The following is a 25,731-nucleotide window of genomic DNA, read 5'->3' as shown; positions in this document are numbered from 1 at the left end:
GGTGCCAGCGCTTTCTCCTGGCCGGAACCCGGGAACCGCGTTCATCAGGACGTTCCGTAAGCGCGGGCCGACCCGGGCTGCGCGCGGCGGAACCGCTCGAGGCGGAAGGCCTCCGGATCCACGCAGGGCGCGTCGCCATGGATCAGTTCGGCCGCGAGCCGGCCGGCGCCCGGACCGATGCCAAAGCCATGGCCGGAAAAGCCGGTCGCCATGAAGAGACCGGGGATCGAGAGGACCGGGCCGATCACCGGCAGCGCATCCGGCATCACGTCGATCAGCCCGCCCCACTGGCCGGCGATGCGCATGCCGGCGAATACCGGATAGGCGGCGGAAATCGCCCGCACCGCTTCCTGCAGCACCCGTTCCGCCGGCTCCGGATCGGCGATGCGGACCTGCTCAAAGGGCGTGATCTCGTCTTCTTGCCAGTGCCGGGCGAGGCGCGCCTCCTCGACGAAGCGCCGGCCGATCCGAAGCCGCAGGCTGCGCAGACCGGTGGCGAAGGCCGGGCGAAAATCCGACAGGAGCCGGAAGCTGTCCGGCACGATGTCGAAGATCGTGGCGTCGGCCTGCGAGACGGTGTAGCCGCCATCCCTGCGCTTCCGCCATCCGAACCGCCGCCCGGCGACCGAGACGTCGGGGCCGCCCGGCAGCGGATGCGTCCGCATCACCGAGCCCATGACCTTCAGCTGCGGCAGGTCGATGCCGAGATTGCCGGCGAAGAGCCGCGACCAGACACCGGCGGCGAGCAGCACGGCCCGGCATTCGATCCGTCCCTGTTCGGTGACGACCCCGGAGAGCTCGCCGCCCTGCAATTCGAGGCTCCGGACCGCGCATTCCGCATGGAGGCTGGCCCCCAGGTTGCGCGCCGCCTCGGCGATTACGGCCGTCGCGCGGTCCGGCTCGGCGCCGCCATCGGAAGCGGTATACAGCCCGCCGACGGCCGCGCCGGCACCGCCGGGCACGAGGCCGGCGACTTCGGCAGCCGTGACCATCCGGGAATCGAGGCCGTATCGCGCGACCGAGGCGAGCCAGGCGGCGTAGCTTGCCTCGTCGTTGCGGTTGCGCCCGGACGAATAGAGGATCCCGCTCGTGCGGAAGCCGGTGTCGAGCGCGCCGAACACGGCGAGATCGCGCCAGTCGCGCATACTCTGCTGCATCAGCGGGATTTCGGCGGGATGGCGCAGCGTGTTGCGGCACCAGCCCCAGTTCCGGCCCGACTGCTCGCCGCCGATCACGCCCTTTTCGCAGAGCGCCACGGAAAGGCCGCGCTTTGCCAGATGCCAGGCCGCCGACGCGCCGACGATGCCGCCGCCGATGACGACGACATCGACGGCCTTCGGCAGCCGGGCATCCGACGCGACCTCGCGCAATGGCAAGGCGCGCCGCGACCCATCGTGGCTGGCGGCCGGCGCCGCCGAAGAGGCCACCGTCAGCGTCTCGACGAGGCCGGTGCGCGCCGCCGGCCGGACGATTGCAGCGAGAGGAGCAGGCCCGGCACGTCGTCCGCCGTCACCGTCTCGCCGGCATCGAGCCGGCGATCGATCTCGGTGTAGAGGGCGCGGTAGGAAACCTGCCGCTGCACGCGCGGCATGTTCTGCGTCGCCTCGCTGATCGCGTCATGCAGGGCGCTCGGCCAGCGGGCGTGATAGGCCTCGCGCACGGGTCCGAAATCGAACTCCTTCAGCGGCGCACCGGCCCGAAGCGCGCGGATCTCCTTCCGCAGCGCCTCGGTCGCGGCGAGATCGAGCCCGCCGGCCAGGGTGCCGACGACGCCGTATTTCTCGCGCGCGGTGTCGATCGAGACATATTCGTCGAGGACATCTTCCCAGACGGTTTTGGCCGGCCGCTCCAGCGGATCGCCATAGCCGCCGCCGCCCTGCGTCCCGATCCTGAGCACGTCGCCGGCATCCATCTCCAGGATGTCGATCTTGCCGATGTCGCGCTCGTGGTCGGTATCCGGATTGAGCGTGGTGAAGCCCGTCGTTCCCGGCGTGCCGCCCTTTCGTCCCGCCGGCGGAAACAGATAGCGCTCCATGTTGCGGGCCGTGATCGTCGTGAACGGCACGTTGGTCTCGAACTCGACGATCGAGCCGGTGCCGCCGCGATAGCGACCGGCGCCGCCGGAATCCTCGCGCAGCGAATAGCGGCGGATCAGGAGGTTCGGCATCTCGTGCTCGAGCAGCTCGGTCGGGACGTTCTTCAAGAAATTCAGGATGACCATGGTGCCGTCGACGCCGTCATCGACCGGACGCCCGCCCGATCCGCCGACCAGCGGCTGGATGACGCTGACCCGCGTCTCGCCGGTCGCCATGTCCGGCACCGAGACGAGCAGGATCGAGCCCTGGCCGGAATCGGTGGCGGGAAGCTGTTCCGGCACGGCCTGCGAGAGCGCGCCGATGATGACGTCGCAGACCTTGTGCGAGGTCGAATAGCGCCCGCCATAGGCGGCGCCCGCCTCCGGATTGATGATCGTCCCCTTCGGGATATGGACCTTCATCGGCCGGACGAGGCCAGCGTTGTAGGCGATGTTGGGTTCCCGCGTGCACAGCCAGTTCACGACGCCGGTGATCAGCATCCAGTGGCCGGTCTTGCTGAAGCTCGGCAGGTTGAGCGCCGCGCGGACCTGCGGCGCCGTGCCGGTGAAGTCCATGTGCATCTCGCCGCCGGCGATCGTCAGCTTGAGATTGACGCGGAGCAGGCCCTGCCCGACCATGTCCGCCTCGATGAAATCGCTGAAGCGGTAGATTCCGTCGGGCACGCTCGCAATGACGCGGCGCGCCTGGATCTCGGCGTAGTTCAGCACGTCGACGATGCCCTGGCTGATCTTTTCCGCGCCGAAGCGGTCCAGCAGCTCCTTGACCCTGCGCTCGGCGGTCGAAAGCGCGGCGAGGCACGCCTTCATGTCACCCCAGTTCTGGTCGGCGGTGCGGGTATTGACCAGGAACATCTTCAGGAAGGTTTCGTCGAGCTTGCCCTGGTTGAAGAGCTTCTGCGGCGGAACGCGGATGCCTTCCTGGTAGATCTCGTGGTTGGACGGCGCGATGCTGCCCGAAACGCGGCCGCCGACATCCGACATGTGCACGAAGGTCCACGCATAGCAGATCAGCTTGCCGTCATGGAAAATCGGCTTCCAGAGGAAGATGTCGTTCAGATGCGTGCACATGCCCCCGGTCGCCTCGGGGTCGTTGGTCATGAACACGTCGTCCTCGCGGACGTCGTCGCCCATCGCCTTGATGGCATCGTCCATCGGCATGCCGACCATCATCAGCACGCCGTAGCGCCGCGACGCCGCGAAGACTTCGCCGCCCGGGCTGACCAGCACGGCGCCGTAGTCCTGCGTCTCCTTGATGAAGACGGTATGCGCCGTGCGGAACAGCGCCTGCGCCATCTCGTCGACGGTCGCCTGGAAGCGGTTGCTGAGGATTTCCAGACCGATCTTGTCCTCGATCATTGCGACAGCTCCCCAACGAGATTGAACCATTTGTCCACCGTGACCTCGAAGCCCTCCGGCACATAGACGGTGGTGTCGTACTGCTCGACGACCGCCGGCCCGAGGAACCGGTCGCCGGGCTGGAGCGAGGAACGCTGCAGCACCGTTCCGGTGACCGTCTTGCCCTGCTCGTAGATGGGACGCGACGAGACAGGCTTGTCGCTGACGGTCGCGAAGGGGCGGAGCGCCTCGAAATTCGGCTTGCGCGTGACGCCGACGACCTGCACGCGCGCTTCCAGCACGCGGATGGGATTGCTGCGATCGGCGAAGCCGTAGACGAGCTCGTAGCGGTCGTGGAACCAGCGCTGCAACGCCTCCACTGACCGCGGCTCGTCCGGGAACACGACATTCAGCTCGAACGACTGGCCGACATAGCAGATGTCGGCCGAGCGGATCAGGTAGGTCTCGGTCACGTCGACATGCTGCTTGTCGAGCCACTCGCGCGCCTCGTCCTCCAGCACGGCGTAGCAGTCCGTGAGCGTCTCGTCCGAGAGATCGCGAACATCCTGCCAGAGGCTGCGCACGAAATCGGCGCGCAGATCGGCGACCAGGCAGCCGAGCGCGCAGAGCAGGCCCGGCGTCGGCGGCACCAGCACGCGCCGCATGTTGAGCTCGCGCGCCAGCATGAAGACATGCGTCGGTCCGGCGGCGCCATAGGCGAGCAGCGAGAACTCGCCGGCATCGACGCCGCGCCGGGCGAGCTGCGGCACCAGCTCGGCATAGATGTTGGCGGTCGCCACCTGCAGGATCGCGTCGGCGGTCTCTTCCGGCGTCTTGCCGAGCCGGTCGCCCAGCGTCGCCAGCGCCGCCCGCGCCTTCTCGATATCGAGCTTCATCTCGCCGCCGAGCAGGCCGCTCGGCGCCATGATGCCGAGCAGCGCATAGGCGTCGGTGACGGTCGGCTCGGTGCCGCCGCGGCCATAGCAGGCCGGCCCCGGGATCGCACCGGCGCTGCGCGGCCCGACCTTCAGCACGCCCTCCGCGTCGAGCCAGGCGACGGAGCCGCCGCCCGCGCCAATGGCGGAGACGTCGACGGCCGGCAGCAGCACCGGAAAATCGCCGACCGTGTTCTCGGTCGAATACGGGATCTCGCCGTCGACGACGGCGATGTCGACGCTGGTGCCGCCCATGTCCAGCGTGATGAGGCGCTCGTCGCCGATCATCCGGCCGATGAAGGCGGCGCCGATCACGCCCGAGGCGGGACCGGAAAGGAGGGTCTCGACCGGCCGGTCGCCGGCGGCTTCCAGGCCCATCACACCGCCATTCGACTTGGTCGAGAAGATGCGGCATTCGAGCCCGGCGGCCTGGGTCTTCTCCTCCAGCGTGTCGAAATAGGTGCGCATGCGCGCGCCGATATAGCCGTTGATGACGCTGACCAGGCAGCGCTCATATTCGCGCTGCTGCGGCCAGAGATCGGACGAGGCGATGACGTAGAGGTCCGGGAATTCTTCCAGGATCCACGCCTTCGCCGTCTGTTCGTGATGCGGGAAGCGGTAGGAATGCAGGAAGCAGATGGCGATGTTCGAGGCGCCCTGCGCGACCAGATGGCGGGCGGCGGACAAGACGTCGTCGCGCTTCAGCGGAACGATGACTTCGCCATCCTGCGCGATCCGCTCGTCCACCTCGGCGGCCCGGCGGCGTGGCGCCAACGCACGCGGGCGCGGCACGAAGAGGTCGTTCGCCTTGGGCAGCCGCAGCCGCCGCAATTCGAGGATATCGCGGAATCCCTTGGTGGTCAGAAGCCCCACCTCGGCGCCGTCGCGCTCCAAGAGCGTGTTCACGCCGAGCGTCGTGCCATGCGAGAAATAGACGATCTCCGACGCGCCGATATCGTGGCGCTCGTCGAGCTGGCCGAGGCCGGCGAGGATCGCATCCTCCGGGTTCTTGCGGTTGGACGGGACTTTCAGGGCGACGAGCCGGCCGCTCTCCTCCTCCATGACCAGGACATCGGTGAAGGTGCCGCCGATGTCTACGCCAAGGCGGTAACGCAGGGACTTCTGGCTCATGGCCGAAAACGCTCCTTCAAACTGCAACGCGGCACGGCCAGATGGTCACCGCGGGCGACGCGAGATCCCGTCGCAACCCACGGAGCGGATCAAAATCAAGCACGTCTTGCCCAGCATAATTTACCCGCGCAGCGGCAGAAAGAAAGGCAATTTGTATCGTATTCCGGATCGCTGTTGTAATATTTGGAACTTTCGCGCATTGGAAAATGCCGTCGCTTCCAGCCTTGGGAACCCATCATGAAAGACAGCTTCACCTACGCGGTCCTGGGACTGGGCGGGCTCGGCAGCGCCGCCTGCTACTGGCTTTCGCACCAGGCGGGAGGCGACGTGCTGGGCCTCGAGCAGTTCGAGCTCGGGCATGGGCGCGGTGAATCGCACGACCACTCGCGGATCATCCGCAAGACCTACCACACGGTCCCCTATGTGCGTTTCGCGGAGCAGGCCTACGCGGCCTGGGAAGCGGTCGAGGCGGATAGCGGCGAGCAGTTGGTCCTGAAGACGGGGGAACTCAATTTCTGGCCGGAGAAGACGACGCTCGACGAGAGCGCCTACAACGAGAGCATGGCGGCCTGCGGCGTCGGGTTTGACCGGCTCGATCCGGCGGAACTGCGCCGCCGCTTTCCGCAGTTCCAGTTCGACGACACGGTCCACGCCGTCTACCAGCCGGATGGCGGCCTCGTCGCCGCCATCAAGGCGAACGAGGCGCATCGCCGCCTCGCCCGCCACAACGGCGCGACGCTCGTCGACAACATGCCGATCGACGAGATCCGGCAGATCAACGGCGGCTACGAGATCGCGGCCGGCGGACGCCGGTTCCAGGCGGAGAAGCTGGTGATCGCCGCCGGGCCCTGGACGAACCGATTGCTGGCGCATTTCGGGCTCGAACTGCCGCTCCAGGTGACGCATGAGCAGGTCAGCTATGTCGCGAGCCCGCATCTCGACGAATTCGCGCCGGAGCGCTTCCCGGTCTGGATCTGGATGATCCACGACAACTATTACGGCTTTCCCGTCTATGGCGCCCCGGGCGTCAAGATCGCCAAGGACCGCTTTCATCCGACCCACCCGGACACGCGCGGCTTCGAGCCGGACGAGAAGAACGAGAAGGATGTGCTTCGCTTCCTTAGGGATCACATCCCGAGGGCGGCGGGGCCGCTCCTCTACACCAAGACCTGCCTGCTCACCCATACGCCGGACGGCGATTTCGTCCTCGACCGGCTTCCCGGCCATCCGAACGCGGTCTGCGTGGTCGGCGCCACCCACGCTTTCAAGTTCGCTTCCGTGATCGGTCGCACACTCGCCGAACTGCTGACCGACGGCGAGACCCCGGCGGATATCTCCGCCTTCCGCTTCGATCGCGACGCCCTGGCGCTGCCGGGCGTCTGGGACCTGCCGCAGGGCTAGAAAAAAGTGAGGCCGGAGAGCGTCCGCTCTCCGGCCTCGCAAACCTCAGCCCATCCTGCCGACTCAGGCGGCGCTTGCCTTGGAGGCAAGGCCGGCAACGTCGGCGGCCGTCAGCAGATCCTCGTCGATCGGAATGCCGAGCGTCGTGTTCAGGCGGTTGGTCGCGAGCATCGCCGAGCCATAGGCGACGACGGCGACCACGATTTCCGCGCCATGCCGAGCCTCGAGCCCCTTCAGGCCCTCGGGCGGCGCGGCATAGTGCGACGTGGGCTCGGCGGCAATGCGATGGCCGATCTCGATCAGCGCGGCCTCATCCTCAGTCGGCTCGTAGCTGTCGGGATCGACGCCATGCGCCTTGAGCGCGCGGCGGAAATAGAGCGAGCACAGCAGGCACTGCGCATCCTCGGAGATCGCCAGCGAGAAGATGTCGACGGCGCGCGCGCCGAGGCGCTTCTGCAGGCTCTGCTTCAGGGGCAGCACGGCGCCGAACAAATGGAACGCCGGCGCCGAATGCAGCAGCACGCCCTTCATGTTGGTGATGCGCCCCGCCCGCTCCTGCTCCGCCTTCGCCAGCTCGACGATTTCAGGCGATGCGGCAGAAGAATTCCAATCAAACGAAGAAATGGGCATAGGAATACTCTCTAGATCCGTACTTTTAGAATGCGAATTCTAAGCTGGGTTGATTTTAAGCCACGATAGGACAAGTGCTTGTGAATGTGAAGGTTCACCGACTTCCTTTACCGGTGCAACCATCCCTCCGATTGAGGCCCGACCATCCGACACCCGTGCACGTTGCGAAGCCGGCTCCGTAGAGGAAGGCATCGCGTTGGCAAGGCTTCAGCCTGACGGAATCGCCGATGGCAGAAATTTGCCTCTCGCGACCGCCCCGCGCCAAGATGTTCGAACAACGCCATCCCACGCGCCAAAATCGCGCTGCCGCGAATTATCGATTCCGCTATAGCAGACGAAAGATCGAAATCTTCATCGTCGCCGCTCGCTCCTGCGACACCCTGTCCGCTCGCTAGGAGGAAACGTCAGCGCCGCGAAAATGGTCCATTGCCCGACGGAAGGGGCGGGTCTAGATGCCCAGACATGGACGGCAGCGGCCGCCAAAGAGATCCTGGAGACTTTGAGATGAGCAATGCCATGCAGATGATGCCGATGCCCGCCATGATGCCGATGCCCATGCAGAACATGATGCCCGGAATGGGCATGATGAACGGCATGATGCCGATGATGGGCAACATGATGCCGATGGGTAACATGATGCCCGGCATGATGCCGATGCCCATGATGATGGCGAAGATGACCTGCACCATGACCGACAAGGGCATGTCCTGCGAGATGATGCCGATGGAAGGCATGTCCAAGGAAATGTTCATGGACTGCTGCAACCGCATGATGAGCATGATGGGCGTCGGCATGCCCATGATGATGAGCATGGGCGGCATGCCGATGATGATGTGCATGATGGAAATGAAGGCCTGACGGCCTGCTTCACGGCACCTTGGAGGGCTGCCCGTCGGGCGGCCCTTTTTTTATGGCCGCAGCGACCTAGCCCGAGATCGTCTCGACATAGGTCATGACGAGATAGATCACCGCCTCCGACGCGCGCAGATTGCGATAGCTGTGCGGCACGTCGGCCTCGAAGGCGATCGCATCCCCCTCGCCCAGAACCTGCGGCGCATCCCGGCCGGCGATGATCTCGATGGTCCCCTGCGCGACGACGAGGTTCTCCAGCGTCCCCGGCGCGTGCGGATCCGCATCCTCGCGGTGGTTCGGCGCGAGGCGCAGCTCGTAGAACTCGACCTTGCGCTCGCCGCTGAAGGGGAAGAGCGCCCGCGACGAGAAGCGGCCGTCGCTGGAGGCGAGGATCTTGGCCTTGTCGCGCGGCAGGAACGTCGTGCCGCGCGTCTCCTGGCCGTTCATCAGCGTCGCGAACGGCACGCCGAGCGCGGTCGCCACCTTCCAGAGCAGGTTGATGGTCGGCGCGCTCTTACCGGTCTCGATCTGGGAGAGCATGGCGCGGCTGACGCCCGACAGCTTGGCCAGACGCTCCAGCGAATGACCACGCCGGGTGCGGAGCCGGCGCAGATTGCGACCGACCAGGGCCGCGAGCTCACCGGAAGTATCGGCGACCACTTCGTCGGCGGCATCATCGATCATGGCGGGCGCCCACTGGGCCATCCTCACTCCCCGTTCAGGCGGTTGCCACGGGAGACATCATCGGCACGGGCACCAGAACCCAGACCGGCATCCAGGCGACCGGCATCGATGCCATCGCGTAGGGCATCTGCGGAGCCTTCGGCTCCGGCAATCTTGCCTTCCGGTAGGATGCGAGGTCAATGATCTGGGCCGTCTGACTTTGCACGTCGGTTGCCTCCAAAACGGGCTGACATCATCCGTTATATCAGAAGTGCCGCCGTTATTTCGACCGACCCGACCCCAAATCGGGCTCAAAAAATAATGATTTCCGCCATTCCGCCTCCGCTTAGGGCGTCGGTTCGCAGGAAGCGGAGATGGATAAAAAAGCGTTTCGCGGATTTGCCGCTGTCGAGGCCGAGACGTCCCGCGGCTTTCGTCCTGCACATCGCCAACGCGCGCGAGGGAAACGGAACAACCACAACACGACCAACAGAATAGAGAAAATCGCTATTCGGTTTTTTCTTCTGTTCCCGGCCCGGCTTCGAGCAAGGAAAGTCCTCGCGGCGGCCCAATCCGGATACGCGCGGCCTCGTTTTCCAGCCTTCGCTCGTGCTGCAATAACGGCATGAAACACGAGAACCGCCAGAGCCATCGGCGGCACCCGCCGCATGCCCGCCTTTCGCCGCCGACCCGTCCGCGCGCGGAGAGGCAGATTGCCGACCGCCTCCCCGGCCCCGTCTTTGAGCCGGCGCGGGCGGACGCCCTCATTTTCCCGTCCTCGATCTAACGTCCCCATGGAGAAAACCATGTCCCTTGCCGCAGCCTATCCCCACCCGGCAGGCACCGACGCCTTTCCGCTTCCCGTCGAAAGCGCGGCATTCAAGAACTCCATGCGATTTCTGGCCGGCGCGGTGAGCGTGATCACGGTCGGCCAGGGACAGGACCTGACCGGCTTCACCGCGACATCGGTTTCCTCGCTGTCGGCCGATCAGCCCACGATCATCGTGTCGCTGAACCGCGGCTCCTCCTCCTGGCCCGCCATCCAGCGCTACCAGAGCTTCTGCGTGAACGTGCTGACGGACGAGCAGCAGCATGTGGCGGACAATTTCGCCGGCCGCGGCGGCGTCAAGGGACCCGACCGCTACGAGGGCGCTTCCTGGCAGAAGCTCGTCACCGGCAGCCTCGGCCTCGTCGACGCGCTGACCGTGCTCGATTGCGAGCTGGAAGAGGCGATCGAGCGCCATTCGCACTCGATCCTGATCGGCTCGGTCCGCGCCATCACCACGCGGGCGGAAGCCCAGCCCCTGCTCTACTGGCACGGCGGCTATCGCCAATTGTCCAACCAGACGGCGCCGACGATCCGCTGACGCGGATCGTCTCGTGACGCCTTAGAATTCGAGAGAAGCCTGGATCGCCGCTGTCTCAGTCGGCGATCTGGGAAGCGATCCGGTCGGCGACCAGCTCGGCATGGCGGGTCACCTCCAGCAATCCCATCAGCTCGCCGAAGGTTCCCCGCGCGAGCGGCCCGGCGACATAGAGGCCGGTGACCGGATGGCCTGAAGCATCGAGGGCGACGGCGCCGGTATCGACCGAAAGCCCTAAGCCCAGCGCGTCGAGAGTGACCAGCCCATCCGCCTTGAGGGAAGCGAGGGCCGGATTGTCGTCGACGACGGCCGAATGGGCCGGGCCCGTCGCGACAACAACCGCGTCGAAGCGCTCTTGCAGGACCGTGTCCGTCGCGCGCGGGCGGATGCCGACGACAAAGGACGACGCTTCGCTGTCGGCCGAAACCAGCGATCCCGCGCGGATCTGCAGCCTGCCCTCGGCGATCCGCCTTTGCAGCACGGCCTCGACCTGCGGCGCGATGCGGAAGCGGTGAATGTCCCAGATCACCCGGAGATGACTAACCAGGCGACGGCGCTCCTCCGGCGGCAGCGCGGCCCAGATCGCGCCGCCCTGATCGCGCAGCGCGTCGAAGACCGAATGCCAGCTCTCGCCGGCAGCCTCGCCCGCGTCGAGCTCGGCCCGGATATTCCCGAGAAGCTCCAGGACGGTCGAGGCCGGGGCCGTGGTGAAATCGCCGCGCGGCTCCCAGGCGAAAGCGGCGTGCCCCTTCGAGCGCAGGCCGTGGCGCGAGAGCGCCGTGATCGGCCCGGTGTGCCCGCGCGCGTCGAGCGCCGCGATGATATCCGCCGAGGTGAGGCCATTGCCGACGATCAGGACGCGGTCCCGCGGGCCGATGCCCTCGATCGCATCCGGGGCATAGGCGTTGGCGACGAAGCCCTGGCGATCGGCCAAGGGCTCGAGCACCGCCGGCACGGAAGGCGCGGGATGCGTCGCGGCGAGGACGACGAAATCGGCCTCGAGCGCCTTGCCGTCCTCCAGGCCGACCCGGAAGCGATCCTTCTGCCGCTCGATGGCGACCGCGCGGGTCTGGCTGTGATGGATCAGCCCCTCGCCGAGCAGCGGCAGCAGCGTCGCGTCGACATAGAGGCCGAACAGACGGCGCTGCGCGAAGACATGTCCTTCCGGCGTCTCGGCATCGCGGTCGGCCGCGCCGGTCCGCCGCAGCCATTCCGTGAAGTGGCTGGGCTGCTCCGAGATCAAACTCATCCGGGCCGCCGGCACGTTGATCCGGTGCGCCGCCTCGGTGGAGGAATAGGCGAGGCCCGCGCCCAGCAGCGGGCGCGGCTCGACGACGGTGATCAGGCCGAGCCGGGGCAGGCGCCGGGCCGCGAGGTGGTACGCCACCGCCGCGCCGGTGAAGCCGCCGCCGACGACAACGACCGTCGGCCGTCTTCTGCGACGGGTCATGAACAGGCGCTCATTTGCCCGACGGGCGATGGTCGCCGGCGATCGTTTCCCCGAACGGGCCGGTGTTGACCGCCTTGTTGCGCGAGGGGATCGGATGGTCGAGCGGCAGATTGGGCAGGACCAGCTCGCCGAAGCGATAGGCTTCCTCCAGATGCGGATAGCCCGACAGGATGAAAGTACCGATGCCGAGGCGCCGATATTCGTCGATCCGTTCCGCCACGGTGTCGGGATCGCCGACCAGCGCCGTGCCGGCGCCACCGCGCACGAGGCCGACGCCGGCCCAGAGATTGGGCGACACTTCGAGCTTGTCGCGCCGGCCGCCATGCAGGCGGCTCATGCGAGCCTGCCCTTCCGAATCCATGCGCGCGAACACCTTCTGCGCCGCGGCGATCGTATCGTCGTCGAGACGGCTGATCAGTTCGTCGGCCGCCGCCCACGCCTTCTCGGTGGTCTCGCGGACGATGACGTGCAGGCGGATGCCGAAGCTGACGTCGCGCCCCTTGGCGTCGGCGAGGCGGCGCACCGTGTCGAGCTTCTCGGCCACCTGCGCCGGCGGCTCGCCCCAGGTCAGGTACTTGTCGATCTGCTCGGCCGCGACGTCGTTCGCCTCCGGCGAGGAGCCGCCGAAATAGAGCGGCGGATACGGCGTCTGCACCGGCGGGAAGAGCAGGCGCCCGTCCTCGATCTGGAAATGCTCGCCATGATGCTCGACCGTCTCGCCGCGCAGCACCGCCTTGTAGATATCGAGGAACTCGCGCGTGACGGCATAGCGGTCGGCATGGCTCAGGAAGATGCCGTCGCCCTTGTTCTCCTGCGGATCGCCGCCCGTCACGACGTTGATGAGCAGCCGGCCGCCCGAAATCCGGTCAAGCGTCGCGGTCATGCGCGCCGCGAGCGTCGGGGACTGCAGGCCCGGCCGTACCGCGACGAGGAAGCGCAGACGGCGCGTCGACGGTACCAGCGCCGAGGCGATCACCCAGCTGTCCTCGCAGGCCCGCCCCGTCGGCAGCAGCACGCCGTAATAGCCGAGCCCGTCCGCCGCCTGGGCGATCTGGGTGAGATAGGGAAGATCGACCGCCCTGCCCCCGACCGACGTGCCGAGATAGCGGCTGTCGCCATGAGTGGGAATGAACCAGAGAACCTTGATGCGCTCGGGAACGCTCGCGCTCATGTATATCTCCAATAGAAAAGGGAATTACCTGACATTTCCGCAATCATGGAAAGGCACAGTAACGTATTGGCGAATAAACATAAACAAAAGGAAACAATTATCAAATATGGGTCGAAGATAGAAATTCGATAGCTTCTCGCAAACGGTTCACCCGGTGAGATTTGGCTAAGTGCGCGCCGGCCCGGCCAGGCGCTCCGTCCTCCTTCAGTCAGGATCCGCCATGCCGCTCTCCCCCGCATCCGCGAGCTCGTCCACGCCCGTCGCGAAACGGATCGAAAGCGATCAGGAAGCGCTCGACGTCGCCCGCGCCCTCGCCGCCGAATTTTCGCGTGGCGCCTCGCAGCGCGATCGCGACCGGCAATTGCCCTGGGCCGAGCTCGAAACGCTCGCCGCCACCGGCCTGCTCGCCATCACCGTTCCGCGCGCCTATGGCGGCATCGACGTCTCGGCGGCGACGCTCGGCGAGGTATCGGCGATCCTCGCCGAGGCGGACGGCTCGATCGGCCAGATCCCGCAGAACCACTTCTATATTCTGGAGGCGCTCCGGGTCGACGGCACCGAGGAGCAGAAGCGCTTCTTCTTCGAAAGGGCGCTCGCCGGCGACCAGTTCGGCAACGCGCTGTCGGAAATCGGCACCAAGACGGTGGCGCAGCACAACACCACCATCGTGCCGGACGGCGACGGATACCGCATCAACGGGCGCAAGTTCTATTCGACCGGCGTGCTGTTCGCCGACTGGGTCGTGGTCTTCGCCAATGATCCGGAGGGCCGCACGACCATGTCCTTCCTGCCGCATGACGCCGAGGGGCTGACGCTGGTCGACGACTGGAGCGGGTTCGGCCAGCGGACGACCGGCAGCGGCACGACGATCATCGAGAACGTCCGCGTCGAGAAGGACAGCGTCGTCGAGCACCACAAGGGCTTCGCGCGCCCGACAACGATCGGCTCGCTCGGGCAGATCATCCATGCCGGCATCGATCTCGGCATCGCCCGCGCCGCCTTCGCGGAAACCCTTGATTTCGTGCGCAACCGGGCCCGTCCCTGGATGGACGCCGGCGTCGATCGCGCCTCGGACGATCCGCTGACGATCTCGATCGTCGGCAATCTGGCGATCCGCCTCGATGCCGCCACCGCGCTGCTGGCCGACGCCGGCCGGCGCGTCGACATCGCCCGCGCCTCGCTCGCCGAGCCGGATGTCACCGCCGCGACGATCGCTGCCGCCGGTGCCAAGGTGCTGACCACCGAGGTGGCGCTCGCCGCCGCCAACACGCTGTTCGAGCTTTCCGGCACGCGCTCGACACTGATCGAGGAAAACCTCGACCGTCACTGGCGCAACGCCCGGACCCACACGCTGCACGACCCCGTGCGCTGGAAGTACCACGTCGTCGGCAACTGGGTGCTCAACCAGGTCGCACCGCCGCGCAACGGCGCGCTCTGAGAGGCGCCGAACCATCGGCCGACCTCGCCGGCGCCGGCTAGGGCCCCGGCATCGGTCGCCCGAACCGGACGACCGGTCGACGAATTTTTCCCTCCTGCACGCGCAGATAGAACGCCCTGTCTTCAAAACCCGACTTGTTCGGTAGACTTTACGAAGGCCGGGCGGCCTGTCGAGCCTCCCGGTCCCGGGGGGCCGGTGTTGATTGCGACACCATCCGTTTTCAGGAATTCTTATGACCAAATTCCATTTTGCTTCCTCGCTCGTCAGGCAGCTCGCGGGCGGCCTGGTTGGCGGTATTTCCCTCCTGGCGCTGGCGGCGGGGGCCGCCAGCGCTCAGGATCTCAGCCTCGCCGGCAAGACGATCGGCGTCGCCGTGGTCGGCACCCAGCATTTCTGGGATCGCGAGGCCTTCAAGGGCGCGACCGAGACGATCGAGAAGCTGGGCGGCACCGTGGTGCCGACCGATGGCGGCCGCGACAACCAGGTGCATGCCAACAACCACGACGTCTTCATCACCCGCAAGGTCGACGCGGTCGTGACGATCCTTGGCGATGCTTCGGTCGATCCGAAGCTGAAGGCGCTGAAGGAGGCCGGCATCCCGGTCTTTACTGTCGATCACCTTTCGCCCGAGGCCGTCAACAACACGGCCTCCGACAATTACTATACCGGCTCGCAGATCGGCATCCTTCTCGCCAAGGCCATCGGCGGCAAGGGCAAGGTCGCGGTGTTCAACGCCTTCTCCGGCTCGCTGCAGTTCTGCGGCGTCCGCTACGATCTCTGGAAATACGTGCTCGAGGATTTCCCGCAGATCGAGATCCTCAAGCCGGAGCTCGCCGAAGTCTTCGCCAACTCGCCCGAGGACGCGCGCAAGCAGACGCTGGCGCTGCTGGAACAGCATCCGAAGGGCACGCTCGACGCGATCCACGTCGCTTGCTGGGACCAGCCGGCCATCGGCGTCGTCCAGGCGATCGAGGAAGCGGGCCGCGCCGGCGACGTCGTCGTGACGGCCGTCGATGCCGGCCCGGAGACGCTCGAGATCATCGCCGAGAAGGACAGCCCCTTCGTCGCCAACATCGCGCAGCAACCGTACCTGATCGGCTCCACCGCGGCCGAGAACGTCGCGCGCCACTTTGCCGGCGAAAAGCTGCTGTCGCAGACCTTCGTGCCGGTCATCCCGGTCGACGGCCCGGAAAACGCCAAGCGCGTCTACAAGCAGCTCGGCTACGGCACGATCGAATAGGCCCAACGCCCAATGAAAGCCCCCGCGATGGATCGCCTTCGCGGGGGCTTCGGCTTTTTGAGACGGATCTGCCGATGACCCTCCCTTCCGGCGCCGCGCCGCCCGGCCTGACGCTCGCCATGACAGGGATCGTCAAGGACTTTCCGGGCATTCGGGCGCTCGACAGCGCTGATCTCGAAATCCGCGCCGGCGAGATCCACGGTCTGGTCGGCGAGAATGGCGCGGGGAAGTCGACGATCATCAAGATCCTCGGCGGCGTCTACGCGCGCGACGGCGGCGACATCCTCGCCGATGGCAGCAAGCTCGCCGAAGGGGCCGCCGCCGACATGCAGGCGATCGGCGTCCGCATCATCCATCAGGAACTGAACCTCGTCGATCATTTCACCGTCGCCGAGAGCGTGTTTCTCGGCCAGGAGCGCACCGGACGCTTCGGCGGCCTCGACAAGCGACGGATGCGCCGCGAGGCCGAGCGCTTCCTGCGCGACACGCTGGATTGCCCGCTCGACGGCGACGCGCTGATCCGCGATCTCGGTATCGCCGAGCGCAAGCTGGTGCAGATCGCCGCCGCGCTGATCGATGGCCGCGCCCGCCTCGTCGTGTTCGACGAACCGACGGCGCCGCTCGCCGCGGCCGAGACCGGGCGCCTCTTCACCGCCATCCGCAACCTGAAGGCGCGCGGCGTCTCCATCCTCTACGTGTCGCATTATCTCGGCGAGATCGCCGACATCTGCGACCGCGTCACGGTGTTCCGCAATGGCCGCCATGTCGCGACGCTCGATGCGCCCGATCCGTCGCGGACGGATGAGATCATCACGCTGATGATCGGCCGCCAGCTCGATGATCTCTATCCGGCCGCATCGCCCCGCCCGGCAGGTCCGGAGCCCGACGAGGCGATCGCGGTCGAGGGGCTCGGCGACGGCCGCGCCTTCGCCGATGTCAGCTTCCGCCTCGCCAAGGGCGAGATTTTCGGCATCGCCGGGCTGATCGGCTCGGGGCGCGACGAGCTGGTCGACGTCCTCTACGGCCTCCGGCCACCAGCAACAGGTCGCGTCACCCGGTCCGGCGCGCCGATCCGCCTCGATCCGGCGCGATCCGTCGAATCCGGCCTCGTCCTCGTCCCGCGCGATCGACGCCGCGATGGTCTCGTGCTCGATCTCGCCGTCGCCGGCAACATCAACCTTGCCTCGCTTGGCGAAGTCTCCTCGGCCGGATTTCGCAGCGAGAGCCGGGCCAACGCACGGGCCGCCCGGCTCGCCGAACTGCTGGACATCCGCCCGCGCGCCGTGGGCACGCGCGTCAGCCTGCTCAGCGGCGGCAACCAGCAGAAGGTCGTGCTCGGCCGCTGGCTGGCGGCGGAGGCGCAGATCTTCCTGCTCGACGAGCCGACCATCGGCGTCGACATCGGCGCCCGGGCCGAGATCTACCGGCTGGTGCGCGACCTCGCCGATGACGGTGCGACGATCCTCGTCTCGTCCGGCGACGCCGGCGAGCTGATCGGCCTCTCCGACCGCATCGGCGTTCTCGTGCGCGGCCGACTGGTCGAGATCGTCCGGCGCGACGACATCAGCGTCGACGGCCTCATCGCGCTGACGACAGGCGCAACCGGACCGGAGGTCCTGCCATGAGCCTCGCGCTCGCCGAACCCGCCGGACGGGTGTGGCTCGCCCGCCTCGTCTCGCATGCGGCGCTGATCGTTCTGGCGCTCCTGCTTGCCTATCTCGCGCTCCGGGCGCCGAACTTCCTCGACGCACAGAACTTGACCGCCATCCTGCACCAGTCGGCGCCGCTGGCGATCCTCGCCTGCGGCCTCTCCGTTGTCGTCATCGGCGGCGGCGACGATGTCGTCTCGGGCGGCATCGACCTGTCGCTGCCCGCCGCCGCCGTGCTCGGCGCCGGCATCGTCAGCTACCAGCTCTCCGTCGCCGGCAGCGGCCTCGGGGCGGCGCTGGCCTTCGCCTTGCCGGCCGTCCTCGCGGTCGGCGCGGTCAATGCGCTGCTCGTCGTCGGCATCGGCCTGACGCCGCTGCTCGCGACGCTCGCCACCTCGGTCGCCGTCTCCGGCCTCACCCGGCTCGTCACATCAAACCGCCGCATCAACGTTTCGAATGCCGGGATCGACTGGATCCGCGACGGCAGCGTCGTGGGCATCCCGGCCTCGATGGCGCTGGCGCTGATCGTCTTCGCCGCGCTCGGCTTCCTTATCCATCGCACCCGCTGGGGCGCGCATCTGCAGGCGGTAGGCGCCAGCCGCGCCGTCGCGACGCTGACGGGCCTGCCGACACGCGGGCCGGTCGCCCTCTCCTATCTTCTCGCCGCCGGCGCCGCGGCCGTCGCCGCCGTCGCCATTCTCGCGCGCGGATCGGGCAGTTCGCCCGGCTCGGAGGAGCCGCTGCTGCTCGAAATGGTGCTGGCGACCTTTCTCGGCGCCGCCTTCTCCCGGCGCAGGACGGTGACCGTGTGGGGCGCCCTGCTCGGCGCCGTCCTTGTCACCGCGCTCTCGACCGGCTTCGCCCTGCTGCAGGTCAACATCTTCTGGGTCAGCGGCATCAAGGGCTGCCTGATCCTGCTCGTGCTGGTCGCCGCGGCGCTGGACGAAAGGCTGCGTCGATGAAAGCCCTCCTCCCGGCCCGTCTCGCCGAGATGGCGCTCCGCCACGGCCTGATCGTCATCCTCGTCGGCCTGGTCATTTTCTTCTCGCTCAAGGCTCCGGCTTTCCCAACACCGTCCAACCTTCTGACCATTGTCGAGAGCAGCGCCATCCTCCTGATCGTCGCGCTTGCCATGACGCTGATCATCGCGTCGGGCGGGATCGATCTTTCCGTCGGGGTCGCCGTCGATTTCGGCGCCGCCTTCGCCCTGATCGCGCTCAAGGATTATGGCGCGCCCTGGTATGTCGCGATCCTCGCCGCGCTGGCGGGCGCGGCGCTGGTCGGCGCGTTCAACGCCCTCCTGATCGTCGGGCTCGGCATCAAGCCGTTCCTGGCGACGCTTGGCACCTTCTTCATCGGCAGCTCGATCCAGCGCATCTATACCGATGGCGGCGGCCCGATCGCCTTCCGCCGCATGGAGCCGGCGTTCCGCGATCTGGCGACGGGCGATGTCGCCGGCATCCCGACGGAGATCGTCATCGCCGGCCTCGTGCTGGTCGCCTATTACCTGCTGCTGGAGCGGACGATCTTCGGCGAGCGCGTCCATGCGATCGGGCTGCAGCCCCGCGCGGCACGGGTCGCCGGCATTCGCGTCGGCCGGCATGTGACTGTTGTCTTCATCATCGCGGCGGCGAGCTCAGCGCTCGGCGGCGTCATCCTGGCGGCGACGCTCCGCCAGTTCACGCCGCTCGCCGGCCAGTCCTATCTGCTCGACGCCATCGCCGCGACCTTCATCGGCGCCTCGATGCATCCGCGCCTGCGGCCGAACGTGCCGGGAACGCTCATCGGGGTGCTGTTCCTCGGCGTCGTCGCCAACGGGCTCAATCTGCTCGGGCTGGACTTCAACCTGAAATCCGCCCTGTCCGGCCTCATCCTGGTCGGCGCGCTGGCGCTGGCGGGATTGCGCCGTCGTCCCGCCTGAGGCAGGAACCAGCCGCCGGCATGCACCGGCGGCTGCGAGACCTGCCGGATCAGGCGACCTTGCCGATCCGCCACTGGGCCGGATGCGGCGCGCCGTTGACGGCGAAGTCGCCGATGATGCGATCCTTGTAGATGCGCGGATTGTGCGACGACAGCGTGCGCGCATTGCGCCAGAACCGGTCGAGCGCCACACCCTTGCGCGTCGCCGAAGCGCCCAGCGCATCGAACACCGACGCGGTCGCGTCAAGAACCAGGCTCGACACAATGACCTGCGCCTGCGCGACTTCGATGTCGGCGATGGCCGCGGCCGCCGCTTCGCCATCCGCGTTGCCGGCAAGCCTCTGCTCGAAGGCGCGCTGCAGCGCCTCCGCCGCCTTCAGGACGATCGCCCCGGCCGAATAGGCGGAGGCGCGGACGCGGCCGACCACCTGCAGGACCTGCGGATCCTCGCTCGAACGTGCGCCGGCGCCATTGCTGTAGTGACGCGTGCGGGCGGCGACGGCCGCCGCGAGCTCGGTCGCCGCCGCGCGACCGATGCCGGCCAGCGTCGCCAGATGCACCAGCTGGAAGAAGGCCTGGCCGTATTGGATCCGGCCGTCATTCTCGACCAGCTGCGCCGGCTCGATCGCGACGTCGGTGAACACCGTCGTACCGCTCGCCGTGCCGATCTGGCCGAAGCCGTCCCAGTCGTCGAAGATCTCGACGCCGGGCGCATCGGTGCGCACGAGGATGCCGATCGGCGCCTCGTCCTCGCCGGTCGCGGTGACGTCGATCCATTCCGCGAACAGCGAACCGGTGGTGTAGTACTTTGTGCCGTTCAGCTTCCAGCGCTCGCCGTCCCGGGCCAGCCGCGTCGAGAAGGTGAGCTGCTTGGCGTCGCCCACTTCGGTCCAGGCATTGCCGACCGTGTCGCCGGCCGCGAGCCGCTCGAACCAGTTCGTCTGCCAGGCGCGCGACTGCGTGCTGACGATCTCCTCGGCAAAGCCGAAATGCGCGCGCAGCGCCTGCGTCGCGTTCGAATCCGCCGCCGACAGCTCGATCAGCAGCGCGAAAAGCTCCGGCAGCGACGCACCGAAACCTCCCTGTTCACGCGGCACCCGCAGGGCGCCGAAACGCGCGACCTTCAGCAGCGCGAGTTCCTCATAGGGCAGGCGACGGGAAACCTCGCGCTCGACGGCGCCCGCCGCGATCTTCTGGAACACCGGCCGGAAGGTCTCGGCCAGCGCCTCGTAGGAAGCGCTCGGGCCCGCGCCCCAGGCCGCGTCGATCTGCGTCATCTCTCGTGATCCTCGCCTGACAGAAGAGGGTGATGCTTCCGCCGTGAGCGACATGGCCGCCGCCGGCGCGATGGAGCGGTCCCGGATGAGCCAAGACCTCGCCAAGGGAAGCCTGTTTCCAGCGATATCCGATCGGTCGGAGCGCTTACAGAAACCGCATCATGCGCGGAACGGCGCGGCGGGAAAATTATGCCCGTCGCCTCGCTGAGCCGGCGATTGCCATGAAAAACGGGCGCCACCCGGCCGGCGCGGCGCGTATCCGGGGTCGGGGCTGGGGAAATGTCTCTTTTCGCGCTTCACGCGGTTGTTCGCTTCCGGAAGCGCGGCGATCCGGGGCTGCCTCTTGCGTAACAGCCGGGCTACACACATAAATCGCGCTGAGCCACACTCTGCAGCCGCTTCCAAACAGCTTCCAATGCTATACGGTTATCGCAGTCCACCGTGCCCATGCCACCGCAAGAGGCCTTCCGAGTGTCCATGGCACCAGCGCTGATGCTCAAGATCCTCATTGTCGACGACAGCTCGACCAATCAGCGCATCTATTCGAAGCTGGCCCGACAGCTTGAATCCGACATCGATATCCGCACTTTCGGCAATCCCCGCAAAGCCCTCGAATGGCTTGCCGAGAACACCGTCGACCTGATCATCACCGACTACAAGATGCCGACCATGACGGGGGCGGACCTGACCGCGGCCATCCGCGCCGACGTCCGCAACTGGGACGTCCCGATCATCGTCATCACGGCCTATAGCGACCAGCAGTTCCGCGTCACGGCGCTGGAGGCGGGCGCGACGGATTTCCTGCTGAGCCCGGTCGACCATGTCGAGTTCCTCGCCCGGGCCAAGAACCTCCTGAAGCTCCGGACGCAGCAGCTCGTCATCGCCAAGCGGGCGGACCTGCTGGAGATGAGCCTGAACGCCAAGGAGCAATTGCTGCGGGAGAGCCGCGAGGCGCTGGCGCAGGTGATCGACACCGTGCCCGCCATGATCAACGCCACCGACCGCGACGGACGCTGCGTCTTCGTCAACGCGCATCAGGCCGCCTTCTTCGGCAAGACGCCGGCGGATCTCGTTGGCGAGCCGATCGAGACGCTGCTCGGCGAGGAGCGCGCCCATATCAGCCGCCGGCTCGACCAGCTCGTGCTGAAGACCGGCCGCCCGATCTCGGCCCGCCAGGAAGAGGTGGTGGCGCCGAATGGCGAGCCGCGCATCTACTTGACCAGCAAGGCGCCGCTCTATGACGGCACCGGAACGATCGCCAGCGTCCTCTCGACCTCGATCGACATCACCGAGCAGCGCCACGCCGAGCGGCGCCTGCTCCATATCGCCAACCATGATTCCCTGACGGGCCTGCCGAACCGGCTGATGCTGCGCGACCATCTCCGGCGCGAGCTGGCGCGCGGCCGGCGCGGCGACCAGCATTTCGCCCTGCATTTCATCGACCTCGACCGCTTCAAGGCCGTCAACGACGCGCATGGCCACCACCGCGGCGACGAGCTGCTGCAGCGCGTCGCCGATGCGCTGAAGGGGCTGGTCGGCGACCGCCATACCGTCGCCCGCCTCGGCGGCGACGAATTCGCCATCCTGCAATCCGACATCGACGGGCCGGATGACGCCAGCCGCATGGCCCAGTCGATCCTCGACCTGCTCAACAGCGAGGAAGACAGCCCGCTCGCGCTCAATATCGGCGCCAGCATCGGCGTCACGCTCGCGCCGCAGGACGGAACCGACCCGGACGAGCTGCTGAAGAATTCCGACCAGGCGATGTATCTGGCCAAGTCGCTGGGCGGCGGCATCTGGCGCTTCTTCGCGGCCGACATGCGCCCGCGCGCCAGCCAGACCGCGCATCTCGAGAGCGAGTTGCGCGGCGCTCTTTCGCGCCGTGAACTGGTGCTGCACTACCAGCCGCAGATCGATCTCCGCAGCCGGAAGGTGGTCGGCGCCGAGGCGCTGCTGCGCTGGCAGCACCCGCAGCGCGGCCTGCTGGCCCCCGGCTCGTTCCTGGCGCTTGCCGAGGAGACGGGCCTGATCCTGCCGATCAACGAGTGGGTGCTGAACGAGGCCTGCCGCCAGGGCGCCGCCTGGGAAGGCGCCGGGCTCGGCGACCTGCGCGTCGCCGTCAACATGTCGCCGATCCAGTTCAAGCGGCAGGGCGTCGAGAATTTGGTCAAGGATGCGCTGCGCTCGAGCGGCATGCGGCCGACATCGCTGGAGCTGGAGCTGACGGAAGGCATCCTGCTCGGCAATGACGAGCAGATCGTCAAGCAGATGCATGTGCTGCGCTCGCTCGGCGTGACGCTGTCGGTCGACGATTTCGGCACCGGCTATTCCTCGCTCAGCTATCTCCGCAGCTTCCCGCTGCACCGGCTGAAGATCGATCGCTCCTTTGTGCAGGATCTCGGCAACGATCCGAGCGCGCTTGCCATCGTGCGCACCATCATCGACCTCGGCCATATCCTGCACCTGCAGGTGCTTGCCGAGGGCGTCGAGTCGGAACCACAGCTTTCGCTTCTGCGTTCGGAAAGCTGTGACGAGGTGCAGGGCTACTTCTTCAGCCGGCCGCTGCCGGCGGAGGCCTTCGCCGACTGGATCGCGCAATACGGCGAAGGGACTTCCGGCCCCGTGCAGGGTTCGACGGAGACCGAACATGCGAGCGCCAGCTAGGGTGCTCCAGACGCTGGCCGCACCGTTCCGCTGGATGGCCGCACGACTGCGGGACCGGCCCGACAGCGAGCACGAGATGAGCTACAACCGGCTCGTCTTCGCGATCATCATCGTCATCGTGCTGCTCGTGAACCGCGGCGGCAACGAGATCGGCCAGGCGCTCGACGTCATGGCGCTCTACATCACCCTGGCGCTCGGGGTGCTCGGCCATATCCTGCTCTATCCGGGCATCTCGCGCGGCCGGCGCCTCTTCGCACTGCTGATGGATTGCGGCTTCCTTTCCTGGCAGATGCATCTCGGCGGCGGCGTCGCGGCGCTGTTCTTTCCGATCTACCTCTGGGTCATCTTCGGCAACGGCTTCCGCTTCGGCCTGACCTCGCTCGCGATCGCCATTCCCGTCGCGACGATTTCGTTCGGCATCGTCGTGATGACGACGCCGTTCTGGTACGAGCGCTGGTATCTCTCGGCAGGACTTCTGGGAGGGCTCGTCATCCTGCCCGCCTATGCCGGCACGCTGATCCGCAAGCTTTCGCTCGCGACCCAGGCGGCGGAGGAAGCCAGCCAGGCGAAGAGCCTGTTCCTTGCCAGCGTCAGCCACGAATTGCGCACGCCGCTGACCGCCATCGTCGGCATGACGGGACTGCTGCGCAACACGCCACTCGTCCCCGAACAGCGCGACATGGTCGAGACGGTGGATGTCGCGACCCGTTCGCTGCAATCGCTGATCAACAGCCTGCTCGATCTCTCGCGCATCGAGGCCGGGCGGATGCCGGTCTCGAACGAGGCGATCGACCTCGCGGCGCTGCTTCTCGACGCGCGCCGCCTCGTCGAGAGCCAGGTGCGCGAGCGCGGGCTGAGCTTCGCCATCCACGTCACGCCCCGCACGCCGCTGCTCCTGCACGGCAGCCGGCAGCACCTGCACGAGATCCTGGTCAACCTCGTCGGCAACGCCGTGAAGTTCACCCGCGAGGGCGGCGTGACGATCGCGGTCGACGGCCAGACCGAGGAAGACGGCAGCCTCCGCCTCATCATGGAGATCAGCGATACCGGCATCGGCATCGCGCCGAAGGACCAGGAACGCATCTTCGAGGATTTCACGCAGGCCAACGCCAGCATCATGAACCGCTTCGGCGGCACCGGCCTCGGCCTCGCCATCGCGCGGCGGCTGGTGGAACTGCTCGGCGGTTCGATCTCGGTCGAAAGCGCGCTCGGCGAAGGCAGTACCTTCCGCTTCAACATCCTCGTCCAGACCCTGCCGGACGAGGCGCTGATGGAGGAGCCCTGGCGCGAGCGCGGCGTCGTGGTCGTCTGCCGCGATATCGCGCCGCTCGCGGCGCTGACGGAGACGCTCGCAGCCCTCGGCGTGAAGCCGAAGATCGCCGATCCGCGCCTCGGACCGATGCGCATGTTCCCGCCCGAGGCGGCCGGCGCCATCCGCCTGCTCTTCGAGCCGGACACCCAGAATCTGGCGCTGCCGTCCGGCGGCACGGGGGGCTCCACGCCGAAAGTCGTGCTGATCCAGCCACAGGCCTTCCCGTCGCTGCCCGGCCTGTCCATCCGGCAGCGCTGCGTCAGCCTGCTGTCGGAGCGCCCGACGGCGACGGAGTTGCGCCGCGCGCTGACGATCGCCTGCCGGCTGGCGGCGCCGGTGCCGATGCTCGTTCCCCTGACGACGGCGGCGGCCCCACGCCCCGTGCCGCAGGCCCGGCCCTGCCGCGTGCTGCTCGCCGACGACAACCGCATCAACCAGCGCGTCTTCTCCCGCATTCTGGAAGAGGCCGGACACACCGTGCTCATCGCGGAGACCGGCGACCAGGCGCTCGACCTGCTGGAAGACAAGGCGGACCAGCTCGACATCGTGCTGATGGACTTCAACATGCCCGATACGGACGGGCTGGAGGCGACCAAGCTCTACCGCGTGATGGAGACCGGGGGACGGCATCTTCCCATCGTCGGCCTGACGGCGGATGCGACCGCGCTCAACGACAGCCGCTGGCGCGACGCGGGGATGGACGACTGCCTGATCAAGCCGGTGGAGCCCTCCGCGCTCATCGCCGCCATCGAGCGGATCACCCGCGGCGGGGCGGACGCCCCTGTCCCGAAGGGGAGCCGGCCGACGCTCGTGCGCACCGAGATCCTGCCGAGCCTCGACGAGAAGGCGGTCGAGCGGCTGGAAAAGCTCGGCAGCACGGAATTCGTGCTCGAACTGATGGACGATTATCTGGCAGACGCCGAGATCATGCTCGAACGGCTGGTCAAGAGCGCCGCCAAGGGCGACCTGGAAGCCTTCCGCACCGATGACCACGCGCTGCAGAGCAGCTCGGCGAATATCGGCGCCGTGGCGCTCGGCCGCATCTGTTCTCCCTGGCGCGAACTGCGCGGAGACGAGTTGCGGGCCGCCTCGGCGGAGTTCGCGCGCCAGGCCAGGGCGGAGCTCCGGCGGACGCAGAAGGCCATGCGCGCCTATTCGGCGCGCGAGGCGGGATTGGGCTGACAGCCAGCCGGGGCGTTGGCGA

General features: G+C 67.4%; 20 protein-coding genes. 10 read left to right on the top strand and 10 right to left on the bottom strand.

What is annotated here, in order from left to right:
- Positions 1–44 precede the first annotated feature (44 nt).
- The 3 genes from AC6HZP_RS06155 to AC6HZP_RS06145 are packed head-to-tail and all read right to left on the bottom strand — an operon-like array spanning position 45 to position 5,496.
- Positions 45–1,376, bottom strand: coding sequence for an NAD(P)/FAD-dependent oxidoreductase (locus AC6HZP_RS06155; protein ID WP_497526745.1), 1,332 nt, complete (start codon positions 1,374–1,376; stop codon positions 45–47).
- A gap of 53 nt (positions 1,377–1,429) precedes the next feature.
- Positions 1,430–3,451 carry a hydantoinase B/oxoprolinase family protein gene (locus AC6HZP_RS06150; RefSeq protein ID WP_497525820.1) on the bottom strand — a complete coding sequence of 674 codons (2,022 nt, stop codon included), beginning with the start codon at positions 3,449–3,451 and terminating at the stop codon, positions 1,430–1,432.
- Positions 3,448–5,496 (bottom strand): hydantoinase/oxoprolinase family protein, encoded by a 2,049-nt coding sequence (locus tag AC6HZP_RS06145; protein WP_497525819.1) that lies wholly within the window; start codon positions 5,494–5,496, stop codon positions 3,448–3,450. The genes AC6HZP_RS06150 and AC6HZP_RS06145 overlap by 4 nt, the downstream gene beginning before the upstream one ends.
- Before the next feature lie 237 nt (positions 5,497–5,733).
- On the opposite strand from AC6HZP_RS06145, the gene solA reads away from it, so the two are divergent.
- Positions 5,734–6,897, top strand: coding sequence for an N-methyl-L-tryptophan oxidase (gene solA / locus AC6HZP_RS06140; RefSeq protein WP_497525818.1), 1,164 nt, complete (start codon positions 5,734–5,736; stop codon positions 6,895–6,897).
- A 63-nt stretch (positions 6,898–6,960) separates the two neighbouring features.
- Here the strand turns inward: solA and AC6HZP_RS06135 are convergent, their stop codons facing one another.
- Positions 6,961–7,527, bottom strand: a complete 567-nt coding sequence (locus AC6HZP_RS06135) for a carboxymuconolactone decarboxylase family protein (protein WP_497525817.1) — start codon at positions 7,525–7,527, stop codon at positions 6,961–6,963.
- A gap of 504 nt (positions 7,528–8,031) precedes the next feature.
- Between AC6HZP_RS06135 and AC6HZP_RS06130 the strand changes: the two genes are divergently transcribed.
- Positions 8,032–8,385, top strand: a complete 354-nt coding sequence (locus tag AC6HZP_RS06130; protein ID WP_497525816.1) for a hypothetical protein — start codon at positions 8,032–8,034, stop codon at positions 8,383–8,385.
- Positions 8,386–8,451: 66 nt separating this feature from the next.
- Here the strand turns inward: AC6HZP_RS06130 and AC6HZP_RS06125 are convergent, their stop codons facing one another.
- The 3 genes from AC6HZP_RS06125 to AC6HZP_RS06115 all read right to left on the bottom strand — a co-directional run bounded on the left by AC6HZP_RS06125 (position 8,452) and on the right by AC6HZP_RS06115 (position 9,614).
- Positions 8,452–9,063: a helix-turn-helix domain-containing protein gene (locus AC6HZP_RS06125; RefSeq protein ID WP_201402747.1), complete on the bottom strand. Its 612-nt coding sequence runs from the start codon at positions 9,061–9,063 to the stop codon at positions 8,452–8,454.
- A 34-nt stretch (positions 9,064–9,097) separates the two neighbouring features.
- Positions 9,098–9,268 carry a hypothetical protein gene (locus AC6HZP_RS06120; RefSeq protein WP_201402746.1) on the bottom strand — a complete coding sequence of 57 codons (171 nt, stop codon included), beginning with the start codon at positions 9,266–9,268 and terminating at the stop codon, positions 9,098–9,100.
- 85 nt (positions 9,269–9,353) lie between these two features.
- Positions 9,354–9,614, bottom strand: a complete 261-nt coding sequence (locus AC6HZP_RS06115) for a hypothetical protein (RefSeq protein WP_497525815.1) — start codon at positions 9,612–9,614, stop codon at positions 9,354–9,356.
- 234 nt (positions 9,615–9,848) lie between these two features.
- On the opposite strand from AC6HZP_RS06115, the gene AC6HZP_RS06110 reads away from it, so the two are divergent.
- The gene (locus AC6HZP_RS06110) at positions 9,849–10,409 is read left to right on the top strand and encodes a flavin reductase family protein (RefSeq protein ID WP_201402745.1); all 561 of its coding nucleotides are present in this window, start codon (positions 9,849–9,851) and stop codon (positions 10,407–10,409) included.
- Between the two features lie 55 nt (positions 10,410–10,464).
- Here the strand turns inward: AC6HZP_RS06110 and AC6HZP_RS06105 are convergent, their stop codons facing one another.
- Together AC6HZP_RS06105 and ssuD are read right to left on the bottom strand one after the other, a co-directional pair.
- Entirely contained in the window at positions 10,465–11,856 is a 1,392-nt protein-coding gene (locus AC6HZP_RS06105; protein ID WP_497525814.1) for an FAD/NAD(P)-binding protein, read from the bottom strand.
- Between the two features lie 10 nt (positions 11,857–11,866).
- Complete coding sequence (gene ssuD / locus AC6HZP_RS06100) at positions 11,867–13,027, bottom strand: FMNH2-dependent alkanesulfonate monooxygenase (RefSeq protein ID WP_497525813.1); 1,161 nt, start codon at positions 13,025–13,027, stop codon at positions 11,867–11,869.
- Positions 13,028–13,247: 220 nt separating this feature from the next.
- Between ssuD and AC6HZP_RS06095 the strand changes: the two genes are divergently transcribed.
- From AC6HZP_RS06095 to AC6HZP_RS06075, 5 genes are all read left to right on the top strand, one after another.
- On the top strand, positions 13,248–14,465 hold the full coding sequence (locus tag AC6HZP_RS06095) for an SfnB family sulfur acquisition oxidoreductase (RefSeq protein WP_497525812.1): 1,218 nt from the start codon (positions 13,248–13,250) through the stop codon (positions 14,463–14,465).
- Between the two features lie 232 nt (positions 14,466–14,697).
- Complete coding sequence (locus tag AC6HZP_RS06090; protein ID WP_497525811.1) at positions 14,698–15,705, top strand: sugar ABC transporter substrate-binding protein; 1,008 nt, start codon at positions 14,698–14,700, stop codon at positions 15,703–15,705.
- Between the two features lie 74 nt (positions 15,706–15,779).
- Entirely contained in the window at positions 15,780–17,330 is a 1,551-nt protein-coding gene (locus AC6HZP_RS06085) for a sugar ABC transporter ATP-binding protein (RefSeq protein ID WP_497525810.1), read from the top strand.
- A complete protein-coding gene (locus tag AC6HZP_RS06080; RefSeq protein WP_497525809.1) occupies positions 17,327–18,316 on the top strand; it encodes an ABC transporter permease in 990 nt (329 codons plus the stop codon). The genes AC6HZP_RS06085 and AC6HZP_RS06080 overlap by 4 nt, the downstream gene beginning before the upstream one ends.
- Positions 18,313–19,275 (top strand): ABC transporter permease, encoded by a 963-nt coding sequence (locus AC6HZP_RS06075; protein WP_497525808.1) that lies wholly within the window; start codon positions 18,313–18,315, stop codon positions 19,273–19,275. Before AC6HZP_RS06080 ends, AC6HZP_RS06075 begins: the two co-directional genes overlap by 4 nt.
- A gap of 49 nt (positions 19,276–19,324) precedes the next feature.
- Here the strand turns inward: AC6HZP_RS06075 and AC6HZP_RS06070 are convergent, their stop codons facing one another.
- Positions 19,325–20,551: an acyl-CoA dehydrogenase family protein gene (locus AC6HZP_RS06070; protein ID WP_497525807.1), complete on the bottom strand. Its 1,227-nt coding sequence runs from the start codon at positions 20,549–20,551 to the stop codon at positions 19,325–19,327.
- Between the two features lie 477 nt (positions 20,552–21,028).
- Between AC6HZP_RS06070 and AC6HZP_RS06065 the strand changes: the two genes are divergently transcribed.
- Both AC6HZP_RS06065 and AC6HZP_RS06060 read left to right on the top strand, forming a co-directional pair.
- The gene (locus tag AC6HZP_RS06065; RefSeq protein ID WP_244669958.1) at positions 21,029–23,215 is read left to right on the top strand and encodes a putative bifunctional diguanylate cyclase/phosphodiesterase; all 2,187 of its coding nucleotides are present in this window, start codon (positions 21,029–21,031) and stop codon (positions 23,213–23,215) included.
- Complete coding sequence (locus AC6HZP_RS06060; protein ID WP_497525806.1) at positions 23,199–25,709, top strand: sensor histidine kinase; 2,511 nt, start codon at positions 23,199–23,201, stop codon at positions 25,707–25,709. The genes AC6HZP_RS06065 and AC6HZP_RS06060 overlap by 17 nt, the downstream gene beginning before the upstream one ends.
- Positions 25,710–25,731: the final 22 nt, after the last annotated feature.

Source organism: Kaistia sp. SLG-1, assembly GCF_059699055.1.
The sequence above is the reverse complement of the archived record's forward strand: the minus strand, read 5'-3'. Positions and strand labels throughout refer to the sequence as shown.